Genomic DNA, 22447 nt, shown 5'->3' on the forward strand with positions numbered 1-22447 from the left:
ATGATTCGATATTATTATCCTTGCGCTTCAATCGTAAATACAATAAAATAAGCAAAAATTGAAATATATTCTTCTTGTGTGGATTGTGCTAATTGTAGCGTTAAATGTATCAGCCCAAAAATCATACGAATACCCCATAGCTCCAAAAGATTCGATCTTTAATACTTATTTTGAAGAAGTAGTATATGATCCCTATCAATGGATGGAAAATCCAATCGATCCAAGGTTATCCGTGTGGCTAGAAGAACAAAAGAGGATATCAAAAAAGCAGGAGAGGCGGCAGTCCAGAACTTCTGAGTTACACGCACAGCTATCTACAATGTACAGTAAGATTGACAGGGAAAGCCTGATTCGAAATAAAGTGAAAAGTAAGAGTAAGCAGCCGAAGTATGAATTTGAATATAAGGCTAAGGAGGCGCATAGAAATTTAGATATGCGTTATAAAAGACATGGAGACACCAATTTTAAGTATGTTTTTAGAGCAAAGGATTTTCAACGCGATAAAGATGATAACGTTCATTTTGCAACAAGATGGCAAAGTGCATCAGAAGATACTGTAGCTGTTGAGGTTACTCACAATGGAGGGGACTGGAGTGAGGTATTTTTCTTTGACTTGTCAAAAGGGATGCAACTGGCTGATACTTTGAAGTATTTAAGATTTAATAGCCATTTGGTATGGTTTAAATCAGGTGTTTATTATGATGGTTATATTAAACCAAAAAAAGGTCGTGAGCTACTGGATAAGGCAGAAGGGCAGACGCTTTATTATCATAAGATAGGTACTTCTCAGTCTGATGATCACAAGCTTTATCAATTCCCTGACCAGTCTGGTACTAATCACTTCTCATTTGGAAAAGTAGATGATGAAAGACTAATATTACATCATCATTACGAAGTAAGAGGCAGGATTTATAGGGCGCTTTCTACTGCTAACATGAATGATAAAGGCTCTTTTTTACTGAATAATTTTCTTGTTTATCCGAATTCAGAAGACATAGGTTTCTCAGCTGAAGCGGTAAAAGGTGATACTATTTATTTAAAGACAAACTGGAATGCTCCTAATGAGAAAATAGTTAGAGCTAATCTTAAAGAGAAAAACAAGCTAGAAGAGTTTATCCCAGAGTTCGATGTTCCGTTGAGAGAATTTAATAAGTTCGGGAAAGATCAATTTGTAAGTGTTTATCGAAATCAGGGGCAATTTTTAGCATTAATTTATAATAAACATGGAGAGTTGTTAAAGCGGCTTGATTTCCCTGTGGGTAAAAAGGTTAATGATTTATTCGAGAATGATCCTGAGGCAGAGTATACAGATTTTAGTCTATCCTCATTTTATCATCCTGATCTTTCTTACCGCATTTCGTTGAAAGACTTTTCTTTTAAGCCTATTGAAGCTGTTTATGTTCCTTATAAAACTGATGAATTGGAAACTAGATATATTCATTACACTTCAAAAGATGGTACTCAGGTCCCTATGTATATTACCTGTAAAAAGGATCTTAAGCTAGATGGTAAAAACCCCACATTGATTTATGGGTATGGTGGATATGGTATTGCTGTAGAACCTAATTTTGATAAATCTGAAGCATTGTGGTTACTGCATGGAGGAGTTTTGGCAGTTCCTAACATTCGTGGTGGAGGAGCTGCTGGCGATACCTGGGGTGAAGCTGGTAGGCGTTTGAGAAAGCAAAATGCAATTGATGATTTTAATGCAGCTGCGGAATACTTAATTGAGAATAACTATACAAAACCAGAAAAGATAGTTAGCAACGGAGCCTCACATGGAGGGTTACTTGTGGCCTCAGCAGCAGTTCAAAGACCAGAGCTTTATAAGGCGGTAATAGCAGAGGCCGGGGTATATGATATGTTAAGATTCGGCAAGTATACAGCAGGTTTGGTAAGTACTAATATATTAGAGTTTGGTACGGTAACAGATTCATTAGATTATTTAAACCTAAAGTCATATTCTCCACTTCATCTTGTTAAGGAAGGTATAAACTATCCAAACTTCTTGTTGATTACAGGTGATAGTGATGATAGGGTGCCTCCATTTCATACCTATAAATTTTTAGCGACACTTCAAGAAATTGGATTGCGAGAATCACTTTATCATATGTATATAGTGCCTGGTTCGGGACATGGTGGAGCTTTGACGAGTGAAGACTTTACTAACAAGCTGCTATTTAAGTACTACTTTCTTTTTGATCAGTTAGGGGTGAAGTTCTGGTAAAGTTATAAAATTGACTTACGAGATAATGCCATAAGCCCCAATACCGGTCCAATAGCCAAGACTAAAAATAGATATTGAATATCTATACGATTTTGGAGTATACTAACCAATTGGATACTCACTATTGTAATGGCAAAACCGATGCAATTGACAATAGTAAGTGCTGTTCCTTTAATGCTAGCATCAGCATTTTGAGCAACCAGGGTTGAGAAAAGTGGAGAATCGGCAATTACTGTTATTCCCCAAAACAACAGAAAACCTATAAGGATTAAACTGGAATTGGCGGTTAAGATCAATGGCGAAATCAAGCAACAAATACAGGAAAGTGCTAATGCTAAAGTTGCAATTTGTTTAGTGCCAAACTTTTGAGCCGCATACCCACCCATAACACAAGCGGGACCACCTATTCCTATGATTAAAAATGATAGTAACGGAACATTGATAGTACTATCCGGATGTGCAGTATTATAGGCCATCAAAATAAAGGGAACAAAGGCCCAAAAAGTATATAGCTCCCACATATGGCCAAAATAGCCAAAGGCAGCAGTCCGGAAGTTTGAATTTTTAAATACTCGAAAAAATGCTGAGACATCTAATTGTTGCCCAGCTTTTCTGAAAGGGCCATCAGGCACAAAGAGCGCCATTAACAACCCGCCAGTAGCCGCCAAGGAAGTTGTACCAATAATCACAGATTTCCAGTCCGAAAAATTGATAAAGCTTTTAATAAAGTGAGGAAAGGCCGTACCCAATACCAGAGCACCAACCAGAAAACCAAGAGATTTCCCCAGGCCTTTCTCATAATGATCTGCAGCTATCTTCATTCCAACAGGGTAAATACCTGCTAAGAAAAACCCAGTGCCAAACCTCATTGCAACAAGGCTCCATAAGTTATTAGATGGCAGCAGCACACCAAGATTAATCAAGGCACCTATAAGGGCGCAGGTTAAAAAAACCTTTGATGGTGAGAATCGATCGGCAATGGTTAGTAATGCGAAAACCAGAGTGCCGGTGATAAAGCCAAACTGAACGGCAGAAGTCAGGTGACCCAGTGCTGTGGAAGGTAGATTAAAATTTAAAACAAGCTCGTTTAAAATGGCATTACCGGCAAACCATAATGAGGTACAGCAGAATTGTGAAATAACGATAATTACTAAAACACTGTTTTTCAAAATACTATCCTGATCATTAATATTAGACATGAATTACACTAGTTGCTGAGCATTTCTGCCAATGTCGATATTTTTAACTCTTCTTTTTAATACATCTGATCGGAAATTTTCTAATGTTCTCAGGTTTGTCATCGAGATGATGTTTGTGTTTATGACCCGAGATAGTAGTAGGAGTAATGTGTATGTGATATTTTGGATCGTTCTTATCTGCGTTGATGGTCCAGTAATCGATAATAGAACCTTTGTGGAATACATCCCCTTCTACTCGTCCCAATGGCCTTATTTTTAGATATTCAAGATCATATAAGTTAGCATTCATTAGATCTACCCTATATTGTTTTTTGAAATTGTATTTGTGAAGGGTGATTTCCTGAGCCATTATATCTACCAATTCCTCCCAATGAGTAAGTTCTGGCAAAGTCCACCCTGAAGGACAAACATTTTGCGCTTCCTGATAGGTGTAGAAATTACCAGAAGTACAATCTTTGTCGCTTTCAGCATACGTTGGGCAATGCGATGTAGGCGTTTCGTACTTTAAGTTATCTAAAAACCAGATAGTATTGCCTATTTCAACGGTGCTGTATTCATTGCCATCACGAGGATCGATAAAAATTTCTTGCGAGTTTGAATTAAAGGATAAAATGATGCAAATAAAGAAGACAAGATATTTCATAACCAGTATTTCTTTAATAGTAATACTTTCTGACAACAAATACTTCTGGCACTGGCAAAACATTAATGGTTTGTAACAAAAAAAGCAGCCAAGGCTGCTTTTCAATTTTATATTTATCAAAAGATTAGTCTTCCAAAGCGGCTACACCTGGCAAAACTTTGCCTTCCATATACTCCAACAAGGCACCACCACCTGTAGATACATAGCTCACATCATCTCCATAGCCCAGGTTATTGACTGCAGAGGCAGAGTCTCCACCACCAATCAATGAGAAACCACCATTTTTAGTGGCCTCTACTACTGCTTTGGCTACATTGTTAGTTCCATTGGAGAATTTCTCCATTTCAAAAACGCCCATTGGGCCATTCCATAAAATGGTTTTAGAGCCTTTGATGATTTTTGAGAAAACCTCCGTGGCCTGTGGCCCTATGTCCAGTCCCATCCAACCATCAGGAATGCTTGTATTGGCAACTGTTTGAGTGTTGGCATCAGCCGCAAATTTATCAGCAATCACACTGTCAAAAGGTAGCTCAAGGTTTACGCCTTTCTCTTTAGCCTTAGTAATCAACGTTTTTGCAAGGTCAAGTTTATCTTCTTCCACTAATGAAGAACCAATCTGTCCTCCCATGGCTTTGAAGAAGGTGTATGACATACCACCACCAATGATCAGGTTGTCTACTTTATCTAGAAGTCTTTCTATGATTAAAATCTTATCAGAGATTTTAGCGCCACCCATTATTGCGGTATAAGGTTTTTGGGCATTGTCTAATACCTTTTGAGCATTGTCTAGCTCAGCAGCCATTACATAACCACTAACTTTGGTGTCGAAGTATTGTGCTACAATACTAGTAGAAGCATGTGCTCTGTGGGCGGTACCAAAGGCATCGTTAACATATACATCGCCAAGTACAGCAAGCTTTTTAGCAAAATCGGCATCACCAGCTGTCTCTTCTTTGTAAAAACGAAGATTCTCTAATAGCAATACTTCACCTGCTTTAAGACCAGCAGCTAAATCTTTTGCATCGCCACCTATACAATCGGAAGCAAATTTAACTTCAGTGCCAAATCGATCACTAAGGTCTTTCACCAAATGCTTCAAAGAGAATTTCTCTTCAGGTCCTTCTTTTGGTCTACCCAAATGCGACATTAATATGGCCGAACCTCCATCAGCTAAGATCTTTTTAATGGTAGGCACAGCAGCCCTTATTCTTGTGTCATCGGTTATTTCATATTGAGCATTCAATGGCACATTAAAATCCACACGGATTAATGCTTTTTTGCCACTGAAATTAATATCGTCTATTGATTTCATCTGTATATGTTTTTAATGTGTTGTTTTCTTTGCAGCAGCTCTTTTGAGTCTGTCATTAATGGCTAAACCAAGGCCTTCTTCAGGCACTAGTTCAGCAAGTATCAAATCTAAGGGCTGTCGGTCTAACCACCTCAAATAAGCGAATAAGTTTTTCGCTGCAGTGGTCATTTTACCATCAGGAGCTAGTTTTTTTTGAGTTTCTTGCCCAAAATCAGAGGAAAAGGAGAGTATACCTAGCTTTTTGCTATTATGTTCTTCAATGTTTGATTCAATGTCTCCTAACAGAATGGGAGTCAAAGGGCTATAATGATTTTCCAGCATTCCGGGAGCAAGTGGGTTAGAACTGGAATGCGTTTTGACTTTGACTTTCCCAATAAGCACTTCTATTTCATCAACGCTAACACCACCTAAACGATGGATGGTAACCTCATTATTTTCAAAACCAATAATGGTAGATTCAATACCAACATGACTCTCACCACCATCTAAAATATAGGGTATCTTACTTCCCAGCTGATCTTCAACATGTTGTGCTGAAGTAGGGCTGATATAGCCAAATGGATTAGCACTTGGAGCGACCAATGGAAAGTCAAGAGACTTTAAAAGTTCTAATGTCAGCTCTTTGTTAGGGATTCTAACAGCTACCGTGTCAAGTCCTGAGGTAACTAGGTCAGGGATAATACTTTTTCTTTTGAGCAATAAAGTCAAAGGTCCTGGCCAATGGTGCTTAGCAAAAATGGCAGCCTTTTCTGGAATCTCTATTACAAGATTTTTCACTTGGTCTAAACTGTAAGTATGTACAATCAACGGATCAAACGCAGGCCGATTTTTTGTAGCAAATATATTGGCTACTGCATCCAGGTTATAAGCATTTCCTGCCAGTCCATATACGGTTTCTGTGGGTATAGCTACCAACTGCCCTGCTTCTAAAAGCGCCTTTGCCTTAATTATGTCTTTGCCTATTTCAGCCATAACTTAATTCGATGTGCAAACTTATTGATTTTTATCTTTTTAGCGAGTAAGGAATATCTAACTCCGTTGAAATAGAGTCTAGGTCAAATTGAGATAATTATTATCTTTACCCATATCTAATCAAAAGAAATAAGATGAGTAACAAAACACGTTCAATTATAAAGTTGGTGGCCATAATAGTTGTAGTACTTTGTGTATTGATGAAAATGTCAATCATCATTATACCTGTACTGGTACCTCACATGTTTTGGATGGTTGTTATTGCCTTTGGTTTACTGTTTATTGCTGGCAAGTAGCGCTTTAGTTTTTTTGGCCATTCGAAGTATTGACTCATTATTTTTTGAGTAGGACTTAAGCTCATTAAGGGCTTTCCACCCTAAGTCATTAGATTCATTACTAATAGTGAAGGGCTCGTTCTCGTTAGCAGTGAAAAGCATCCTTATATCATAGTGCAAATGTTCGGGATCTAATTTACGAGCAGGAATGGTATGGATATCGATATCAAAAATGTCTGTGCTTACCAACTTAATAGAAGATAACCCGGATTCTTCTAATGCTTCTTTAGTTGATACTTTGATGATATCCGCTTCTCCATCAGCATGACCACCAAGCTGCAACCATCTGTTCAGTTTTTTATGGTGAGTCAGCAGTGCCATATCATAGGTTTGATTCACTATCCAGGCTGATCCTGTGATATGGCCTATTTGCAATGATCTTTCAAAACAGTTAGGGTAAGCATTAATAAATGACAAAAAAGAAGCCCTGAAGGCTTTTTCATTATCATCTTCAGGGCTGTAGTATTCTAATTTTTGAATTAAGTTCTTCCTATGCAATTACTCTATAATTATGGTTAGCTTGTTCATTTTACCGTCTTCCAACTTAGCAGTTGCAACACCAGCACCAATATTGTTTTTATCACCTTTTACTGCACTAACGTAATACACTTTACTTTCCAGTTCTTTGAATTTAACATTGCCTTTCTTGTCGGTAACTAGTTTTTCAGTGACTGGATTGGTTTCATTTCTGTAATCCTCTTCACTACCGAAAAGTTGTACAGAAACACCTTCTTCAATATTGCCCAGTTCGTTGCGCACATTGATTTTCATAGAAGTATTAAAAACCTGAAAAGTGGAAAATGATGTTAAAGCCAACATTAAACCACAGAAGATCAATAATTTACTTGTTTTCATTTTTTTGTTTTATCTAATTAAGGTTACTCCTCCACGCATTTCCTGAATACCTTCCTCAGGCTTAGCGGCACTTTTAAAGTTTATCCTATAAGCATAAGTGCCACCAGGCAATGGTCTTGAATTTTCATTATTATACGTACCATTCCATGCAAAGTCAAGCTGATTGGACTGAAAAATTAATTCACCCCAACGGTTGAATATAAATATTTCGAAATCATCTTCAGAAACTAATATAGGAAATACGACAAAGCTGTCATTTCGTCCATCACCATTTGGAGAGAAGGCTGTTGGAGCATTGATTCTAGCCTTGCAATCTTCAAAAATGTTAATCTCTGCAACGGTCACACAGCCAAAGAAGTTGGTCAATTCTGCTGTTATAATTCCATTGTTCATTATTACCAGAGAGTCTCCAGTAGCATTGAATTGATAATCAGCCAAATTTCCTGTGATCTCATTACCACTAGGTGTAAACCATCTAACTGATTCAAATCCAGTAGGTGGGCTAGGCAAGGTCACTGTTCTATTATCAGGAGAAGGATCCTCAGGACAGATAACATATCTCGAATCAAATGGATTATCACTAGGCGAATTAAAGATCACTTCCAGTGCATCTACATTATCACAAATATTAACACCATCACCAGTGGCTACAAAAGTATAAGTCCCAGCCGTACTAACGGATACGGTATCAGGATCAGCATTATTATCATTTTGGAACACAGGCTGTGAAGGACCTGTAACATTCACTGATATGGCATTAGTTGAAGAATAAATGATCAAAGCTGTTTGATCATCACAAACTATAACCTCATCTGGTATTGTCAAATTGGCCAATGGAGGAGGAGTGATAGTAAGATCAGAAACTGTTTTTGTACAACCATTAACATCTGTTAACTCTAACAAATAAGTGCCAATAGGTGCAGATATACTGAATAAGTTCGCGCTTTCTGTGCCAGTAGCTGCTACTGATGAGTTAGCCTGAATTCGCAATACATAGGTCAGATCAAGTGGAGCTCCATTGGCTATAACTTCAATAGTTCCGTTATTTCCTTCACAGTCAGAATTAGTTGCGGAAGCAAACACATCATAGGGTGCAGGGTCATTTAATGCCACAGCATCTGTTTCAATACACCCAGTTACTGCGTTTGTAACAGTCACAGTATAGCCACCAGCAGCAAGATTTGGAATATTAACTACGGTAGGTGCTGTTACAGTATCCGGACTTACGCCAACTGGCCCTGAAATAGCATATATAAAAGTGCCGGTACTGGTAATATCTATATCAAAGCTTCCATCATTAACACTACATCCGGTTGGATCTGTAGCGTTTTCTATAGTAAAAGAAGGTAATGGGCTAATGGTAAAATTCTGTTGTACCGAAGAGACAGGCACATCAAAAGTGCTACATTCAGGAATCACATCTACAATAGCAGTATAGGTGCCTGGAGTCGTAATCGTAAAACTAAAACCTCCATCATCAGTGACTGCACTTCGCAATACTTCTGTACCAGTATCATCATTTATTCTCCATCTGTATCGCTCAAGGCTCGAAGGATTTAATACACTAAAATCATTTTGTTCACCTGAACAACCGTTGAATACAACTAACAATAGACCCGGTGGTGAATTACTGAATTGATTAATGAAGTTAGGTAGGCCTAATGTGCTTGTGGTTCCACCTGCAAGGCTGAATCCAGATGCATTGTAACCAGGATCTGTCTGTCCAGGTATACCATCAGGATTTGAGATAGTAGCTAGGTTAGGGGCTCCATCTTTAGCTATGTAAATCTGTCCATCTGGACCTTGTTGCAAAGCTCCCAAATCAACACCGGCCTCAAAGGCCACTTCTTCTCTTGAGTTTATTATATAATCAGGATCAGTTACTTCTCCAGCCACTGTTGTCGTATCAATCTCCCACCAGAAGATTTTAGTACCTCCACCAGCATTTCTCAAAGTAGCAAACACCTTGTTTTCATCTGGCGAAAATTCAACGCCATAAACCTGACCTGTTTCACTGCCAAAATCTAAACTTACTGGCATACTTACAGCTCCGGTTGCGTTATCAAACTGAAAAAGTTCAACAAAATTCTCTGTATTTGAAATAGACAAAGCTACTGCCAACTGACCTCCATTTGATAACTTCATATATCCCTGTCCAGCAGTTGATGAAGTAGTTGTATGTGAAGTTCCAACATTAGAAATCACGGGGTTACCTATTCCTAAAGCTGTTATTGGGTAGGCCCTAAAGTTGTTGTTACCAAATTCATGAACAATCACCCAGTTATTGTTTCCAGTAATTCTTTCAGTATTACCGTTATATAATACTGTGGAAACCACATCTCCATTAATATCTCTTACCAAATCTCCAAAGCCTTGTCGTTGTTTAAGATCATAGATAACATAGCTGAACTCATATTCAAATGATCCCGAGTTACTATAAGTAGGTTTGGACAGGAAAATGTAATATAAAGTGGCATCACCGGGAAAGGGTACTATAAAAGAAGATTGAGCAGCACTTTGGTCGCCACCAATGTCTGTAGCGAATGGTGAGCCTGCGGGAGTTCCGCTTCTATCAAAAACACTTTCTCCGTTGGTATAGAATATAGGGTTACCATTATCATCACAATAGATGGCAGCTCCTTCAGAGCTCTGCATTTGATTACCACCATTGTAAATAGTAGGATCCCCTAAAGGTATGGGCACAGCTGGGCCTGGTGGGTCATCTGATAATGGATTAAAATCTATACCGGCATTATTACCAAAATACCAAATGAACGCACGTTGTTCTATAGCCCGGTACTCCACTACTTGCAATGGTGCATAGGCTTCACAGCCATTAGGATCTGTGGCTATTACATAATAGCTGCCCGGCTCGGTGATGGTGGTTGTAGCTCCGTCTACATCATTATTAGACCAACGGAATGTGACACTTCCCGCATTAGTTCCAGAAGCTGTAGCTGTATAATCTTTTGGAAAATCTTCCGCACATAATGTGTCAGATTGTGGAAAGCCACTTATCTGTATGTCGAAATCTATGATATCTACTGTTTTAGTAACAGAGTCTACAGATCCATTAAGAAAAGCAAAGAGTTTAGCATCATATTGCCCTGCTGCGGCATAGGTATTGATGCCATTTAATTGTCTTGAAAAATTTCCATCGCCAAAATCCCAAACTACACTATCTGCGGGAGGATTAACTTCAGGGAAAAAGAAAGTAGGTACATTGGCACAGATTCCTGCAAATGAAAAATCCACAGTGGCCATTGGATCAATATTAGGTAAGAATGCTGGAAACTGCATCCCAGCAAAGGCTACATTACCAAAAGCTCTTGGGTTATATAATGTTTGTGAAACCACCGAATCAGGAGCATTGATTCTTCCAACTCTAAATTGTCCGAACCCTGCTTCATAAAGATGATAAATAGTACTGTCGGGGCCCATTTGAAGTCCAAAGCTTCTGGATAATATCTGCCCACTAACGGGTCTTAACGTAGGCGGACTATCTGTGAAGTTTATTTGCATCAATTGATCTATACCACCTCCAAAATTTCCTGACAAGTAAAGGATTTCTCCATTATTACTCCATTCGGTATCGTAGATGTTGGAAGATAAACCACTGGTGTTGGTTCCAGCGATGGTTGAAACAAAAGTCAAAGTTCCTGTAGCAGGGTCTATATTGAGTATAGCAACTTCTTCAGCTGGGTTTGATGGTGCAACTGCTATTTGATTGGTAAATGCATTGTAAGAAAAGTTCTCCACTGAAGTTGGGGTACCTGCTATTGCTACAGAGGCAGTATTAATTGTTCCAGCGTTATCGATGCTTGTTACATTATAATTGTTTGAGGCTTCATCATATGTAATTAACCAGAATCCATCTAGTACATCATTTGAAATGATAATCATCCCCTCTGACAGCGTTCCTGACGGCAGACCGGTTATGTCGTTAATTGGTGCACTTAAACTTCCCTGACCTGGGGCTGGAAATCCTGGATTACCTGGACCATAAGCCGTTTTGTCAAACACAGATCGGCTAATGTTTGTGCCATTATTTGTAAAAATGAAAAACTCTGTTGAGTCAGCAGGATTTGTACAAATTACTACACCTTGGTTGAAAGATGAATTGCCATTTAAATTAGGGCTTAAGGCACTGTTAAATGCATCATAAACCGTTACCCCATCAGTATAAAATAGCAATGCTCCTGTTACAGGGTCAGTAGCTACGGCACTACCTCCGGTTCCCAGATTATTAGGCAGGGTAACATTTTCAGTAGTGTAGTCAGGACGTACAAACCTGAAATTATTCTGATTGCCACCAAAATACCAATTAAGGTTAGAGTTACTCTGAGCAGAAACCTGAATTAAACCACCAACTAAGAAAATGAAAAGCAGAAATAACCTGCGGGGTAAACTATGGAGCATTCTCACAAAATTTATTTATCTATTAAACTGTTTTAGTGTGGTTCTGATTGCCATACAGCGCAAGAAAATTTTTAAGTCTAAATACTAAATTATACAAATAAGCTCAAAATGCCGTTATGGTATGAATCTAAGTTTGTTTATTTTTGGAAGCGGTACTTGTTTTATTTTTTATACATATTTTGCTATTTAGAGCAAATGATAGACCAATTTTTCATGCGTAAATTCCTCACGTTAATTTGCCTGTTTATGCTGACATTGCCGGTAATGGTAACTGCACAAGATCCACAATTCTCGCAGTTTTACTCAGCACCGTTGTATTTGAATCCGGCATTTGCTGGTGCCACTCAACAGGCAAGAGTTGGTCTAAATTATAGAAATCAATGGCCTGCTATTGAGGCTAATTTTGTCACTCTATCTGCCTATTTTGATACTTATCTGGAAGATTATAATAGTGGTGTAGGCTTTCTTCTTATGCGTGATACTGAAGGGCAGGCAGGACTAAAGTCGACTATGGTGGGATTGCAATATGCTTATCAGCTTTATTTAACAGAGTGGTTGACTTTCCGACCAGGGGTACAAGTTGGGTTTTATAATCGTAATGTAAATTTTGCAGATTTAACATTTGGCGATCAGTTTAATCCAGTAACAGGAGAGATAGAAAACCCTTCTTTAGAAACATTTGGAAACCTAACCAAGAGTTTTTTTGACCTATCATTTGGCGGTGTGTTCTATACGAAAAATGCATGGTTGGGTACTACAGTAAATCATATCAATACGCCAAATCAGGCTTTTGAAGAAGATGCAGATCCAAAAGAGTTGCCAATTAAAACGTCATTTCATGGCGGACTCAGAATACCTTTTAAATCCGGGATAATGGGATCAGGTATGTTTACAAAACCGCAGGAACGTAGTATTACACCAACATTTCAATATAAATCTCAAGGGGAGTTCGATCAGCTGGATTTAGGTCTTTATTTAACCATGGAACCTATGATTTTTGGTGCTTGGTACAGAGGTTTGCCAACAAAATCGATAGAAGGGTTTAGTAATAATGAATCTGTTGTAATGCTTGTAGGCTTTACTAAAAAAGGTAAGGATGATGTACTCAATATAGGGTATAGCTATGATTATACCATTTCTCAGCTTGGTGCCCGTAGTGGAGGTGCACATGAGATATCAATATCTTACTCATGGTCTAACAGAGACCCTCGAAAACCACCGAAGCATGTGATGCAAATCCCATGTCCTGATTTTTAAAAATATTTATGATGGCCAAAAAGAATCAATGGAAAAATCGTGATGGTGTTGTCTATTCAACCAGCAACGATTACGACTATCAATCTGCAGGAGACGAAGAACAAGAAACACTAGACCCTCAACATCAGCAATTAAAGGTGATGCTTGACAAAAAGTCAAGGGGTGGAAAACAAGTGACTTTGGTAGAAGGGTTTGTTGGTAGCGAAGATGATCTTAAAGATTTGGGTAAGCTTCTCAAATCTAAATGTGGTGTTGGTGGTTCAGCCAAGAATGGAGAAATTCTCATTCAGGGAGATTTCAGAAAAAAGGTGCTTGAACTATTACATGCCGAAGGCTACAAAGCCAAACAATCAGGAGGATAACAATTTTGCTCTGTCCGATTCAGTAACTTGATTTCTCATTTCAGTCTTTTCAAATACCAATAGAGCCTCAATGCCTGTCCGCTTACCTTTATTTATAAGTTATTTGTGTCATGGATTCGTTGGAGAACTTAATATGTTTTATGGAGAAGAATAGAAAAGCGTTGCAGTTGATTTTAGGTATAGCTGTAGCAATGTTCATTGCTATGACCACATTGCAAGCGCAAAATACTGAAGGGTTTATTTACGGAAAGGTTTACACATCTGATAATACTTATAAAGGTCAGCTGCGATGGGGAAAGGAAGAAGCATATTGGAACGATCACTTCAACGCAGCCAAGGTTGAAAATCAATATGCAAAATTTAAAAGAAAAAAAAGTAGTAGCGATAGCTGGAGAGATTTAGATTGGAGGATTTCATCTATTTGGGATGACAAGTCTAGTGGTACTGTACATCAGTTTTCTTGCCAGTTTGGTGATATGAAGACACTACAAAATAATGGGAATGAAAGAATGACTGTAGTGCTTAAAAATGGAGAAGAAATCAGACTTTCAGGTTCAGGTTATAATGATGGTAGTTCAAGAATTGTAGTGCTTGACGATGAACTTGGAATAGTAAACCTCTCATGGAATAGGGTTAGAAAAGTTGAGTTCATGGAGACACCAAAAAACCTCTCTAGAATAATGGGAGCACCTTTATATGGTACGGTTGAAACCCACAGAAAAGGCAATTTTACGGGCTATGTACAATGGGATCATGATGAAAGAATTGGTACTGATAAATTAGATGGTGATACCAGAGATGGTGACGTATCAATCACCTTTGATAAAATTCAAAAGATAGAGCGAGGGGGAAATGGTAGCCAAATAGTTCTTTACTCTGGCAGAGAGTTTTATTTAACGGGATCAAATGACGTTAATAATGGTAATAGGGGAATAATTGTCAGCGTTGATAATGTTGGAAAGATAGATATACCTTGGAGCAGTTTTAAGGCTGTGACTTATGAAAAGGCAAAGGCATCAGGATCGTCTTATGCGAGCTATACAATGCCCAAAGGCTTAAGTGGCAAGGTTTATACTTATGATGATGAGCAGATTGATGGACAGATTATATTTGACCTCGATGAAGCCTATGAGTTGGAAATACTTGAGGCAAAAGATGATGATGTGGAGTATAAAATACCTTTCAGAAACATAAAATCAATCAGGCCGAAGAATTATAACTATTCAATGGTAGTGCTTCGAAACGGAAATGAACTTCTGTTGGGGGATGCACGTGATGTGTCTGATAGAAATGCAGGACTATTGGTTTATACAAAAGGAGGGAACGAGCCTGTTTACATTGAGTGGAAGAATGTAACGGAAATTGTTTTCGATTAACTTAAATTCGTAAAACATCAATCCTGTACTCGTTGAAGAAGAAGCATCTATTACTTACCATTCTTTCAGTATTTCTTCTGGTAATAGCCTATATCTTATATGCACTTAGCCTGGCCGTAGAAGTTTACTATACTATAGGTTGGATCATAGCTGTTTTGGCCTTGCTGATTATAGGCAACGGCTTCATATCATTGCTTTTCGATAAAAAGCTGCCATGGTTAAAGTTTGGTAGCAGAAGGTTGTTTTCCCATCTTACCTTCGGTATTGTTTACTCCCTGATTATAATAAACCTGGCCTATTTGTTATTTAAATGGGCACTGACTAACGAGCCGCCAACTACATCTCAGATTGTAGTGACTAATGCGTATGGCCTGGTGCTTTTTATACCTGCATTTTCAGTGTATTTCAGTATGTACTTTTTAAGGCACTGGCAGAAATCGGTACTGGAGACAGAAAAATTTAAAAAAGAGACATTGAAGTTTGAGTTGGATAATCTCAAAAGTCACCTTGATCCACATTTCCTTTTCAACAATTTAAACATTCTATCTTCTTTGATTGATACCAGTAAAGAGGAGTCAAAACGCTTTCTGGATAAGTTTGCTGATGTATATCGATCTTTATTGAAGACCAAAGATGAAGATCTCATAGCCATTGAAGATGAGCTGGAGTTTATCGATGCTTATATCTATTTATTGAAAACCCGTTTTGAGGAAAATATCATCTTCAATATTGATATTGATAAATCTGTAAGGTTTATGATGATCCCGCCTTTAACCATTCAGCTAATGATAGAAAACGCCATTAAGCATAATGTGGCAAGCGAAAAGAAACCTTTGAAGATTGATGTTGAGGCCAAAGGAAAGCTTCTTAAGGTATGCAATAATCTAAATGAAAGACCTAAAGATCCAGGACAGCCTGAAGGGTCGGGAATAAAGAATATTAAACGCAGGTACAGCTATTTTACTGAAGAGCAGGTAATCATTAACAAGAGTAATGATGAGTTCTGTATTACTGTGCCTATTTTGGAGGTAGAAAGCATTTGATATGAAAGTACTGATTCTTGAAGATGAAACACTAGCAGGGCAGAAAGTAAAACAGCTGCTTCATGAGATAGATGACAGCTTAGAGATTTTGGACATCATAAAAACTGTTGAAGATGCTAAAGTGTGGTATGAAAAGAACGAAACGCCCGATTTAATCATCAGTGATATTCGTCTTCTTGACGGGCTCAGTTTTGAGTTCTTTGAGTCAATAGAATATCATAATCCTGTGATATTTACCACCGCTTATGATCAGTATGCTATTAAGGCCTTTGAAGTCAATAGTGTGGATTACTTGCTTAAGCCTATTCAAAAAGTGAAAATGGAACAGGCGCTAAGTAAGGTTCAAAAGAATAATGCCAGCGATGCTGATAAAATACCTTATCAGGAGATTATTGCTTTAATGCAGTCTCAGCAAAAGGATTTCAAAAGCCGCTTCATGATCAAAACGGGTCAGAAGATTCTGGCCATTCCAGTCGAGAAAATCGCCTACTTCTGTAGTATTAATAAGCTAACCTATATTGTTGGGTATGATGGTAAGAAATATCCGTACGATCAGACACTCGAAGTTGTAGATCAGCAGGTTGACCCAAAGCTATTCTTCAGAGCTAATAGAAAGTACATCACGAAATTCGATGCTATAAGTGAGATCCATCCCTATTTCAAAGGCCGGATTAAGATAAACCTCAACCCAGAAGCGGAGGATGATATAGTTATCAGCGCAGACCGAACCCCCGAGTTTAAGAAGTGGCTGGATCAGTAAGATTTTGATACTCTGTAAGATTTTGACACAATCAATTGTGTCATTATGATACGGTTTAATGATGAGTTATATTTTAAGTAATTGATTTTCAATAACATATGATTTGGGCATTGGGTTTGGTTTTAATTGATTAATTTTCATTAAACCACCAATGTCATGTTATCTCAATATCTACTCGTTGCCTGGCGAAACATTTTAAAACACCAACTGCATTCTATTCTCAATATTATTGGTTTAGGCGTGGGCCTCGCTGCATGCTTTATTATTGCCATTTATGTGAATTTCGAGCTCTCTTATGATAAGCACCACCCTCAATCAGAAAACCTGTACCGGGTAGCGCTAAACCGGGTATACCCACAAAACGAAGTTAATTGGGCAATTATTCCACCGCCAGTGGCTCCAACTATTAATGAGTTACTTCCCGAAGTAGAGAACTATACTAGAGTGTCAATGGAGAATTTGACATTTGGTCGCTCAGGCACAAAGTTGCGAGAGCAGGAAATTATGTCTGTGGATTCAGGTTTTTTCGATCTTTTTCATGCCCCAATTATAAAAGGAACCATTTCTAACCAATTTTTTCAGCGAAAAGATGGCGTGATTTTAACAGAGAAGGCTGCTAAAAAATACTTTGATGGTGAAGAACCCATTGGGCAGGCAATGAGTATGATTATGGGAGGTGAAAAACATGAGTTTACCGTGGTAGCGGTTATTGAAGATCCTCTCTCTTCAATGCATTTCACGTATGAGGTTATTACTAGTATTGAGTCTCTTTCCCTTCCTCCTCAGTTTGCTGAAAATTGGGGATATTGGGGGTTTTTGACTTATATAAAAGTTTACCCTGATGTTGATATCTCTACTTTAGAAGAAAAGATTACTAAAATCTCCGAAGAACACCAATCAGAAGGGGATAACGATTTTAAAAACTGGTTGGATGCTGGTAATCACTACAATTATTTTTTACAGCCCGTTCCTTCCATTCACCTGGAATCCAACCTGATGGCTGAATATGAAGCAAACTCCAGCAAGGATTTGGTCTATTTTTTTGCGCTCATTGCAGTGCTTATATTAATTATTGCAATCGTAAATTTTGTAAACCTTGCTACAGCCAAGGCTTCTCATCGTACATTAGAGGTGGGTATTCGTAAAGCCGTTGGGGCCTACAGACAGGAACTTGTGATTCAGTTTCTAATGGAATCAACATTGATAAGCTTCATAGCTATGGCTGTTGCCCTTCCTGTTACTCAGATAACCTTGCCTTTTGTTCAGGCCATGACGGGGAAAGCGCTTTCCTTATCTATTATGTTTTCACCTTTCGGCCTTATAGTAATAATAGGCTTACCCATTATTCTTGGTCTTTTATCAGGGTTTTATCCGGCACTTTATTTATCTCATTTTCGACCAGCCGTTGTATTCCAGAAAAATGCGGTGCGTAGAGGTAGATACAGTTTTAGAAGATTATTAGTTATAGGTCAATTTGTGATAGCGGTATTATTGATAGCGGGCACAGCAACGGTTTATCGTCAGGTTCATTTTTTATCAAACACCTCTTTAGGTTTTGATAAAAATCAACTCATTAGCATAGATCAGCTTCCTTTCTCTGAAGATAAGATTGAAGTTTTTGCTCAAAGGGCTAGAAATCTGCCTGGCGTGGAGGCGGTAGCGGTTTCAAGTTTTCCTATCGATGCCATTCATGAAGGCAATGTTTTACGTCATCCAGATCAGTCTGAAGGTTGGATCAATGCAACTATGCTGCATGTAGATGAACAATATATTCCAACCATGGGCATACAATTAATAGCTGGAAGAAATTTTCTGGCCACTGAAGTGAATCATCAGAACGAAGGGCCTGAAAATGTGATTTTGAATGCCACTACTGCAAGAGCTATGGGCTGGTATCCAAGTGAAGCTGTTGGACAAACAATTGTTCAAGAGGGTGCCAAAAAGATCATCATTGGTGTGGTGGAAGATTTTAATTACGAGTCACTGCATAATAAAGTGGCTCCTTTAGAGCTTAGATGCACCTATTATGAGCGACCGGTGCGTGCAGCCAACATTCGGATATCGGCTAATAGAACACCAGAAGCCCTTGCCGGGCTCGAGAATTTATGGAATGATTATGCTCCGGATAAAATTTTCGCTTTTGAATACCTTGACGAGGTAATGGCTGAAGACTATGATGATGAGCGCTTAACGGGTAAGCTGTTTATTGCCTTTTCAGGATTGGCGATTTTGATTTGCTGCCTTGGGCTTTTCGGACTAATGGCCTTTATGGCAGAGCGCAGGGCAAAGGAAGTAGGGGTGAGAAAGGTGATGGGTGCCAGAATGAGCCAAATAATTATGTTGCTTTCAACAGACTTTATGCGTCTGGTGTTGATCTCTTCAATTATCGCCATTCCAATTGCCTGGTATGGACTTGATCAGTGGTTAGAAGGTTTTGCCTATAGAGTAGAAAATTCTTTCTGGATGTTAATGTTATCTGGTGCTATTGCTACCGTTATTTCAATGGTAACGGTGGTCTATTATGCTTATCGTTCAGCTTCGGTAAACCCTGTTAATTTATTGAAGGAAGATTAGAAGTGTTTTAATAAGGTTAGACCTGGTATGGATAGGTCTAACTTTGTTTTTCATTCGCATTGGGTAGCATAATAATAAACTCAGTTCCTTCATAGCGAGTAGAGTTAACCTCAATATTGCCATTGAGTTTATCAATAGATTCTCTAACGATATATAAACCCAAGCCAGATCCTGAACCCTTTTCAGACGCTCTGAAGAACATCTCGAAAATCCTTTTTTTTGCATTTTCATCAACGCCTTCACCATTGTCTTTCACTGATATTCGGGCATGGTCCTTTTCAATTTTGATATTTATGTTGATATAGGGCTCAGGCTTTGACATATCAGCATATTTGATAGCGTTAGATATCAGATTGTTAAAGATGATTTTAATCCTAAAAGGATCGGAATAAAAGTCCATATCACCTTCAATGCAGAAATTCCTTTTGATTTTACTCACATTGTCCATGTAGTTAAGGAGCTCAAATGTGGCATCAAACTCTTTCTTAAAATCAATTTTACAAATCTCAATCTTCAGACGTTTATTTCTTGAGTAGTCCACAATGTCCTGAATAAAGTAATCCAATCGGTGTAGACTTTTCTCCTGAAGTTTTGCAAGCTGTAACACCTCATCATGCTCCGTCTTCTTCAACAAGTTGACGAGACCTAAAAGTGAAGCAATGGGTGCTCTAAGATCATGAGAGGCACTATAAACAAATCGATCCAGCTCCTGATTGATCTGCTGTAACTCCTCATTGTTCTGCTGAATTTTATTTTCAGCAATTTTTCTTTCGGTAATATCCCTAACAATAGCTTGAATATAGACATTGCCTCCAATATCCAACCGGTTTAAAGATACCTCAGCATCGAAAGGAGTGCCGTCATATTGGATATGCTGCCATTCAAAGAATTGAGGATTTCCTTCCATGGCCGCTATTATTTTTTCCATAGCAGACTCCTCTGATGACCTGCCATCAGGTTGGTAGGCTGGTGAAAACCGATAAGGCGTTTCGCCTACAATCTGATCTCTTTTACATTTGAAAATCCGCAGGGTTGATTCATTGCAGTCAACAAAGGTCTTGCTATCCATCATAAAGATGGCGTCACTAGCATAATTGAAAAGGGTTTTGAAACGCTCTTCACTTTCAATGATTTTAGTTTGTTTCCTTAGCTGTTCTGTAATATCAATCCAGACCATGAGCAGCCCAGAGGCGTTGGGAATACATTTGGTTTGAAATTTCCGTTTGCTATAGGTAATAGTGTTTTCAATGCTCTTACCTAATAATGCTGCTTTAATATCTGATGTAATTGTTGATTCATCCTTATAAACATCAAATGCGGATTGACCAATAAGCGCTTCTGATGCCTGACCATTTAAGATATAATCGATTCCATTGATGGACAGAATTTCTGCCTCAGCATCTAAAAAATGGACGATTACATTTGAACCAACAACTTCAGACATAATTAGGCTTAAAGATGATTAATCACAATTCCCATTTATGACTTAGGGCTTTATGAATTACTACAAGTTAAATGAATTGTGTCTTAGATTCAAATGTCTGGACTTCGTAGGGTTAGAAAATTAATTGACAAAATTCAGTCAACACTTTTCCCGATTCGGTCTGTTTATAGTCCGACTCATCCTAATACACTATATATATAGCCCTACAGTTTTCATATTTGAATTGTCATTTAGTTGACGCGGTCAAAAACGAAACTTTCAAGGTCAAAAACTCAAAACAATGAAACAACAGATTACAACACTTGCAGTAGCCATTCTCTTTTTCCTATGCGCGGGCAATACTCAAGCCCAGGATGAAGGATTTCTATATGGAAAGGTCACCACTATAGATGGAAAATCATTCACGGGTGCATTGCGATGGGGAAAAGAGGAAGCCTACTGGACGGACATGTTTAATGCTTCCAAGGAAAGAAACAACAACCTCAATTACCTCTCTCGTGAAGAGATGGATGATCTTGAAGATCACTATCGAAGAAGAAACGGCAACAGCTATCATTGGGGTGATTTCATAAGTGTCAGATGGTCAAATGATGATTATGATAATAAGCACCAGCACCAATTTGTTTGTCAGTTCGGAGAGATTAAAACCATCCGTCCAACAGGCAGACAAAGAGCCGAGATCACACTTCAGAACGGTCAAAAATTTGATGTGGATGGTGAAGGTTACAATGATGTAGCCTCAGATGTGAAGGTTATTGATGCAGAAATTGGAGAAATAAAACTCGACTGGTCTAGAATTGAAACTGTAGAATTTTCTGATGCTCCAGCAAAAATTGCTGACAAGTTTGGTGAGCCGTTATATGGTACCGTTGAAACTTATGGTGGAACATTTACTGGTTTTATCCAGTGGGATCATGATGAAAGAGTAAGTACTGATAAGCTAGATGGTGATACTGAAGACGGTGATGTGTCTATCGATTTTGGTAAGCTGAAGTCTATTGAAAGAGACGGCTTTAGAAGTAGAGTCGTGTTAAACTCTGGCAGAGAGATGGACTTAAGAGGTAGTAATGATGTGAATTCTGAAAACAGAGGAATTATTGTTACCAATGATAAAATAGGCAGAGTGGATATTCCATGGAGAGAATTTAAAAAAGTGACTTTCTCGAAAGTGGCAGAAAAACCTAAAGCCTATTCAAGCTTTAAAACGCAGAAAGAACTAAGTGCTACTGTAAAAACAACAAAAGGAGAAACATTATCAGGCAAGATCATTTTCGATCTGGACGAAGAGTACGATTATGAAGTGTTACAAGGTGAAGATGATCATATCGAATACATTATCCCTTTCAAACACATCAGTAAGATAGTGCCAAGAAATTATGATAATAGTGATGTGACTTTAAAGAATGGAGAGAAGATCATGCTAGGTGAAGGACAGGATGTTTCAGATATGAATACTGGAGTATTGGTTTTCAAAGACAAAAACAGGCCTACTTACATACAGTGGAAAGATATAGAAGAAATATCATTTGATTAACTAAGCAGTAAAAAATGATAGGAGTAGCACCACGCCCAAGGCGTGGTGTTTTTTGTTTAATGTCCGTACCAGAACCGTCATCCCGGAAATTTTATTCCTTTATTAAGCATGGAATAAAATTGTCCGGGATCTCCC

The 22447-nt window shown here is 38.3% G+C and carries 17 protein-coding genes; 9 read left to right on the forward strand and 8 right to left on the reverse strand.

The annotated features are described in order from the left end of the window. The first annotated feature begins 58 nt into the window (after positions 1 to 58). A complete protein-coding gene (locus E1140_RS15955; RefSeq protein WP_155186087.1) occupies positions 59 to 2227 on the forward strand; it encodes a prolyl oligopeptidase family serine peptidase in 2169 nt (722 codons plus the stop codon). Positions 2228 to 2229: 2 nt separating this feature from the next. Here E1140_RS15955 and E1140_RS15960 read toward each other — a convergent pair whose 3' ends face one another. The 4 genes from E1140_RS15960 to E1140_RS15975 form a co-directional block, all read right to left on the reverse strand. Beyond that, positions 2230 to 3426: an MFS transporter gene (locus E1140_RS15960; protein WP_155186090.1), complete on the reverse strand. Its 1197-nt coding sequence runs from the start codon at positions 3424 to 3426 to the stop codon at positions 2230 to 2232. Positions 3427 to 3469: 43 nt separating this feature from the next. Beyond that, positions 3470 to 4069, reverse strand: coding sequence for an FISUMP domain-containing protein (locus E1140_RS15965; protein ID WP_185153633.1), 600 nt, complete (start codon positions 4067 to 4069; stop codon positions 3470 to 3472). A 124-nt stretch (positions 4070 to 4193) separates the two neighbouring features. Continuing rightward, on the reverse strand, positions 4194 to 5381 hold the full coding sequence (locus tag E1140_RS15970; RefSeq protein ID WP_155186096.1) for a phosphoglycerate kinase: 1188 nt from the start codon (positions 5379 to 5381) through the stop codon (positions 4194 to 4196). A gap of 12 nt (positions 5382 to 5393) precedes the next feature. Continuing rightward, positions 5394 to 6353, reverse strand: a complete 960-nt coding sequence (locus E1140_RS15975) for an L-threonylcarbamoyladenylate synthase (RefSeq protein WP_155186099.1) — start codon at positions 6351 to 6353, stop codon at positions 5394 to 5396. A gap of 134 nt (positions 6354 to 6487) precedes the next feature. Here E1140_RS15975 and E1140_RS15980 point away from each other — a divergent pair, with 134 nt between their 5' ends. Then, the gene (locus E1140_RS15980) at positions 6488 to 6649 is read left to right on the forward strand and encodes a hypothetical protein (RefSeq protein ID WP_155186104.1); all 162 of its coding nucleotides are present in this window, start codon (positions 6488 to 6490) and stop codon (positions 6647 to 6649) included. On the opposite strand, the gene E1140_RS15985 is transcribed toward E1140_RS15980, so the two are convergent. The 3 genes from E1140_RS15985 to E1140_RS15995 are packed head-to-tail and all read right to left on the reverse strand — an operon-like array spanning position 6626 to position 11962. Further along, positions 6626 to 7186 (reverse strand): NUDIX hydrolase, encoded by a 561-nt coding sequence (locus E1140_RS15985; protein ID WP_155186107.1) that lies wholly within the window; start codon positions 7184 to 7186, stop codon positions 6626 to 6628. The two genes, E1140_RS15980 and E1140_RS15985, sit on opposite strands and share 24 nt — an antisense overlap. Further along, positions 7187 to 7543 (reverse strand): carboxypeptidase regulatory-like domain-containing protein, encoded by a 357-nt coding sequence (locus E1140_RS15990; RefSeq protein WP_155186110.1) that lies wholly within the window; start codon positions 7541 to 7543, stop codon positions 7187 to 7189. Between the two features lie 9 nt (positions 7544 to 7552). After that, on the reverse strand, positions 7553 to 11962 hold the full coding sequence (locus tag E1140_RS15995) for a T9SS type B sorting domain-containing protein (RefSeq protein ID WP_155186113.1): 4410 nt from the start codon (positions 11960 to 11962) through the stop codon (positions 7553 to 7555). A 213-nt stretch (positions 11963 to 12175) separates the two neighbouring features. Between E1140_RS15995 and E1140_RS16000 the strand changes: the two genes are divergently transcribed. From E1140_RS16000 to E1140_RS16025, 6 genes are all read left to right on the forward strand, one after another. Beyond that, positions 12176 to 13219, forward strand: coding sequence for a PorP/SprF family type IX secretion system membrane protein (locus E1140_RS16000; RefSeq protein WP_155186115.1), 1044 nt, complete (start codon positions 12176 to 12178; stop codon positions 13217 to 13219). A gap of 11 nt (positions 13220 to 13230) precedes the next feature. After that, positions 13231 to 13581, forward strand: a complete 351-nt coding sequence (locus E1140_RS16005) for a translation initiation factor (protein ID WP_155186118.1) — start codon at positions 13231 to 13233, stop codon at positions 13579 to 13581. Positions 13582 to 13721: 140 nt separating this feature from the next. Further along, on the forward strand, positions 13722 to 14957 hold the full coding sequence (locus E1140_RS16010) for a hypothetical protein (RefSeq protein ID WP_155186121.1): 1236 nt from the start codon (positions 13722 to 13724) through the stop codon (positions 14955 to 14957). Positions 14958 to 14989: 32 nt separating this feature from the next. Then, positions 14990 to 16000, forward strand: coding sequence for a sensor histidine kinase (locus E1140_RS16015; RefSeq protein ID WP_155186124.1), 1011 nt, complete (start codon positions 14990 to 14992; stop codon positions 15998 to 16000). 1 nt (position 16001) lies between these two features. Further along, positions 16002 to 16760, forward strand: a complete 759-nt coding sequence (locus E1140_RS16020; protein ID WP_155186127.1) for a LytR/AlgR family response regulator transcription factor — start codon at positions 16002 to 16004, stop codon at positions 16758 to 16760. A gap of 156 nt (positions 16761 to 16916) precedes the next feature. Next, entirely contained in the window at positions 16917 to 19334 is a 2418-nt protein-coding gene (locus E1140_RS16025) for an ABC transporter permease (RefSeq protein ID WP_155186130.1), read from the forward strand. Between the two features lie 37 nt (positions 19335 to 19371). Here E1140_RS16025 and E1140_RS16030 read toward each other — a convergent pair whose 3' ends face one another. Continuing rightward, a complete protein-coding gene (locus E1140_RS16030) occupies positions 19372 to 20778 on the reverse strand; it encodes a PAS domain-containing sensor histidine kinase (RefSeq protein ID WP_155186133.1) in 1407 nt (468 codons plus the stop codon). A gap of 280 nt (positions 20779 to 21058) precedes the next feature. On the opposite strand from E1140_RS16030, the gene E1140_RS16035 reads away from it, so the two are divergent. Further along, a complete protein-coding gene (locus tag E1140_RS16035) occupies positions 21059 to 22312 on the forward strand; it encodes a PH domain-containing protein (RefSeq protein ID WP_155186136.1) in 1254 nt (417 codons plus the stop codon). The last annotated feature ends 135 nt before the right edge of the window (positions 22313 to 22447 follow it).

The organism is Fulvivirga lutimaris (assembly GCF_009711525.1).
Lineage (GTDB): Bacteria > Bacteroidota > Bacteroidia > Cytophagales > Cyclobacteriaceae > Fulvivirga > Fulvivirga lutimaris.

Bases quoted from the DNA above. Each gene is read 5' to 3' on its own strand.
- E1140_RS15960 (WP_155186090.1), bottom strand. From the start codon at position 3,426: ATGTCTAATATTAATGATCAGGATAGTATTTTGAAAAACAGTGTTTTA.
- E1140_RS15965 (WP_185153633.1), bottom strand. From the start codon at position 4,069: ATGAAATATCTTGTCTTCTTTATTTGCATCATTTTATCCTTTAATTCA.
- E1140_RS15970 (WP_155186096.1), bottom strand. From the start codon at position 5,381: ATGAAATCAATAGACGATATTAATTTCAGTGGCAAAAAAGCATTAATC.
- E1140_RS15975 (WP_155186099.1), bottom strand. From the start codon at position 6,353: ATGGCTGAAATAGGCAAAGACATAATTAAGGCAAAGGCGCTTTTAGAA.
- E1140_RS15980 (WP_155186104.1), top strand. From the start codon at position 6,488: ATGAGTAACAAAACACGTTCAATTATAAAGTTGGTGGCCATAATAGTT.
- E1140_RS15990 (WP_155186110.1), bottom strand. From the start codon at position 7,543: ATGAAAACAAGTAAATTATTGATCTTCTGTGGTTTAATGTTGGCTTTA.
- E1140_RS15995 (WP_155186113.1), bottom strand. From the start codon at position 11,962: ATGCTCCATAGTTTACCCCGCAGGTTATTTCTGCTTTTCATTTTCTTA.
- E1140_RS16000 (WP_155186115.1), top strand. From the start codon at position 12,176: ATGCGTAAATTCCTCACGTTAATTTGCCTGTTTATGCTGACATTGCCG.
- E1140_RS16005 (WP_155186118.1), top strand. From the start codon at position 13,231: ATGGCCAAAAAGAATCAATGGAAAAATCGTGATGGTGTTGTCTATTCA.
- E1140_RS16010 (WP_155186121.1), top strand. From the start codon at position 13,722: ATGGAGAAGAATAGAAAAGCGTTGCAGTTGATTTTAGGTATAGCTGTA.
- E1140_RS16020 (WP_155186127.1), top strand. From the start codon at position 16,002: ATGAAAGTACTGATTCTTGAAGATGAAACACTAGCAGGGCAGAAAGTA.
- E1140_RS16025 (WP_155186130.1), top strand. From the start codon at position 16,917: ATGTTATCTCAATATCTACTCGTTGCCTGGCGAAACATTTTAAAACAC.
- E1140_RS16030 (WP_155186133.1), bottom strand. From the start codon at position 20,778: ATGTCTGAAGTTGTTGGTTCAAATGTAATCGTCCATTTTTTAGATGCT.
- E1140_RS16035 (WP_155186136.1), top strand. From the start codon at position 21,059: ATGAAACAACAGATTACAACACTTGCAGTAGCCATTCTCTTTTTCCTA.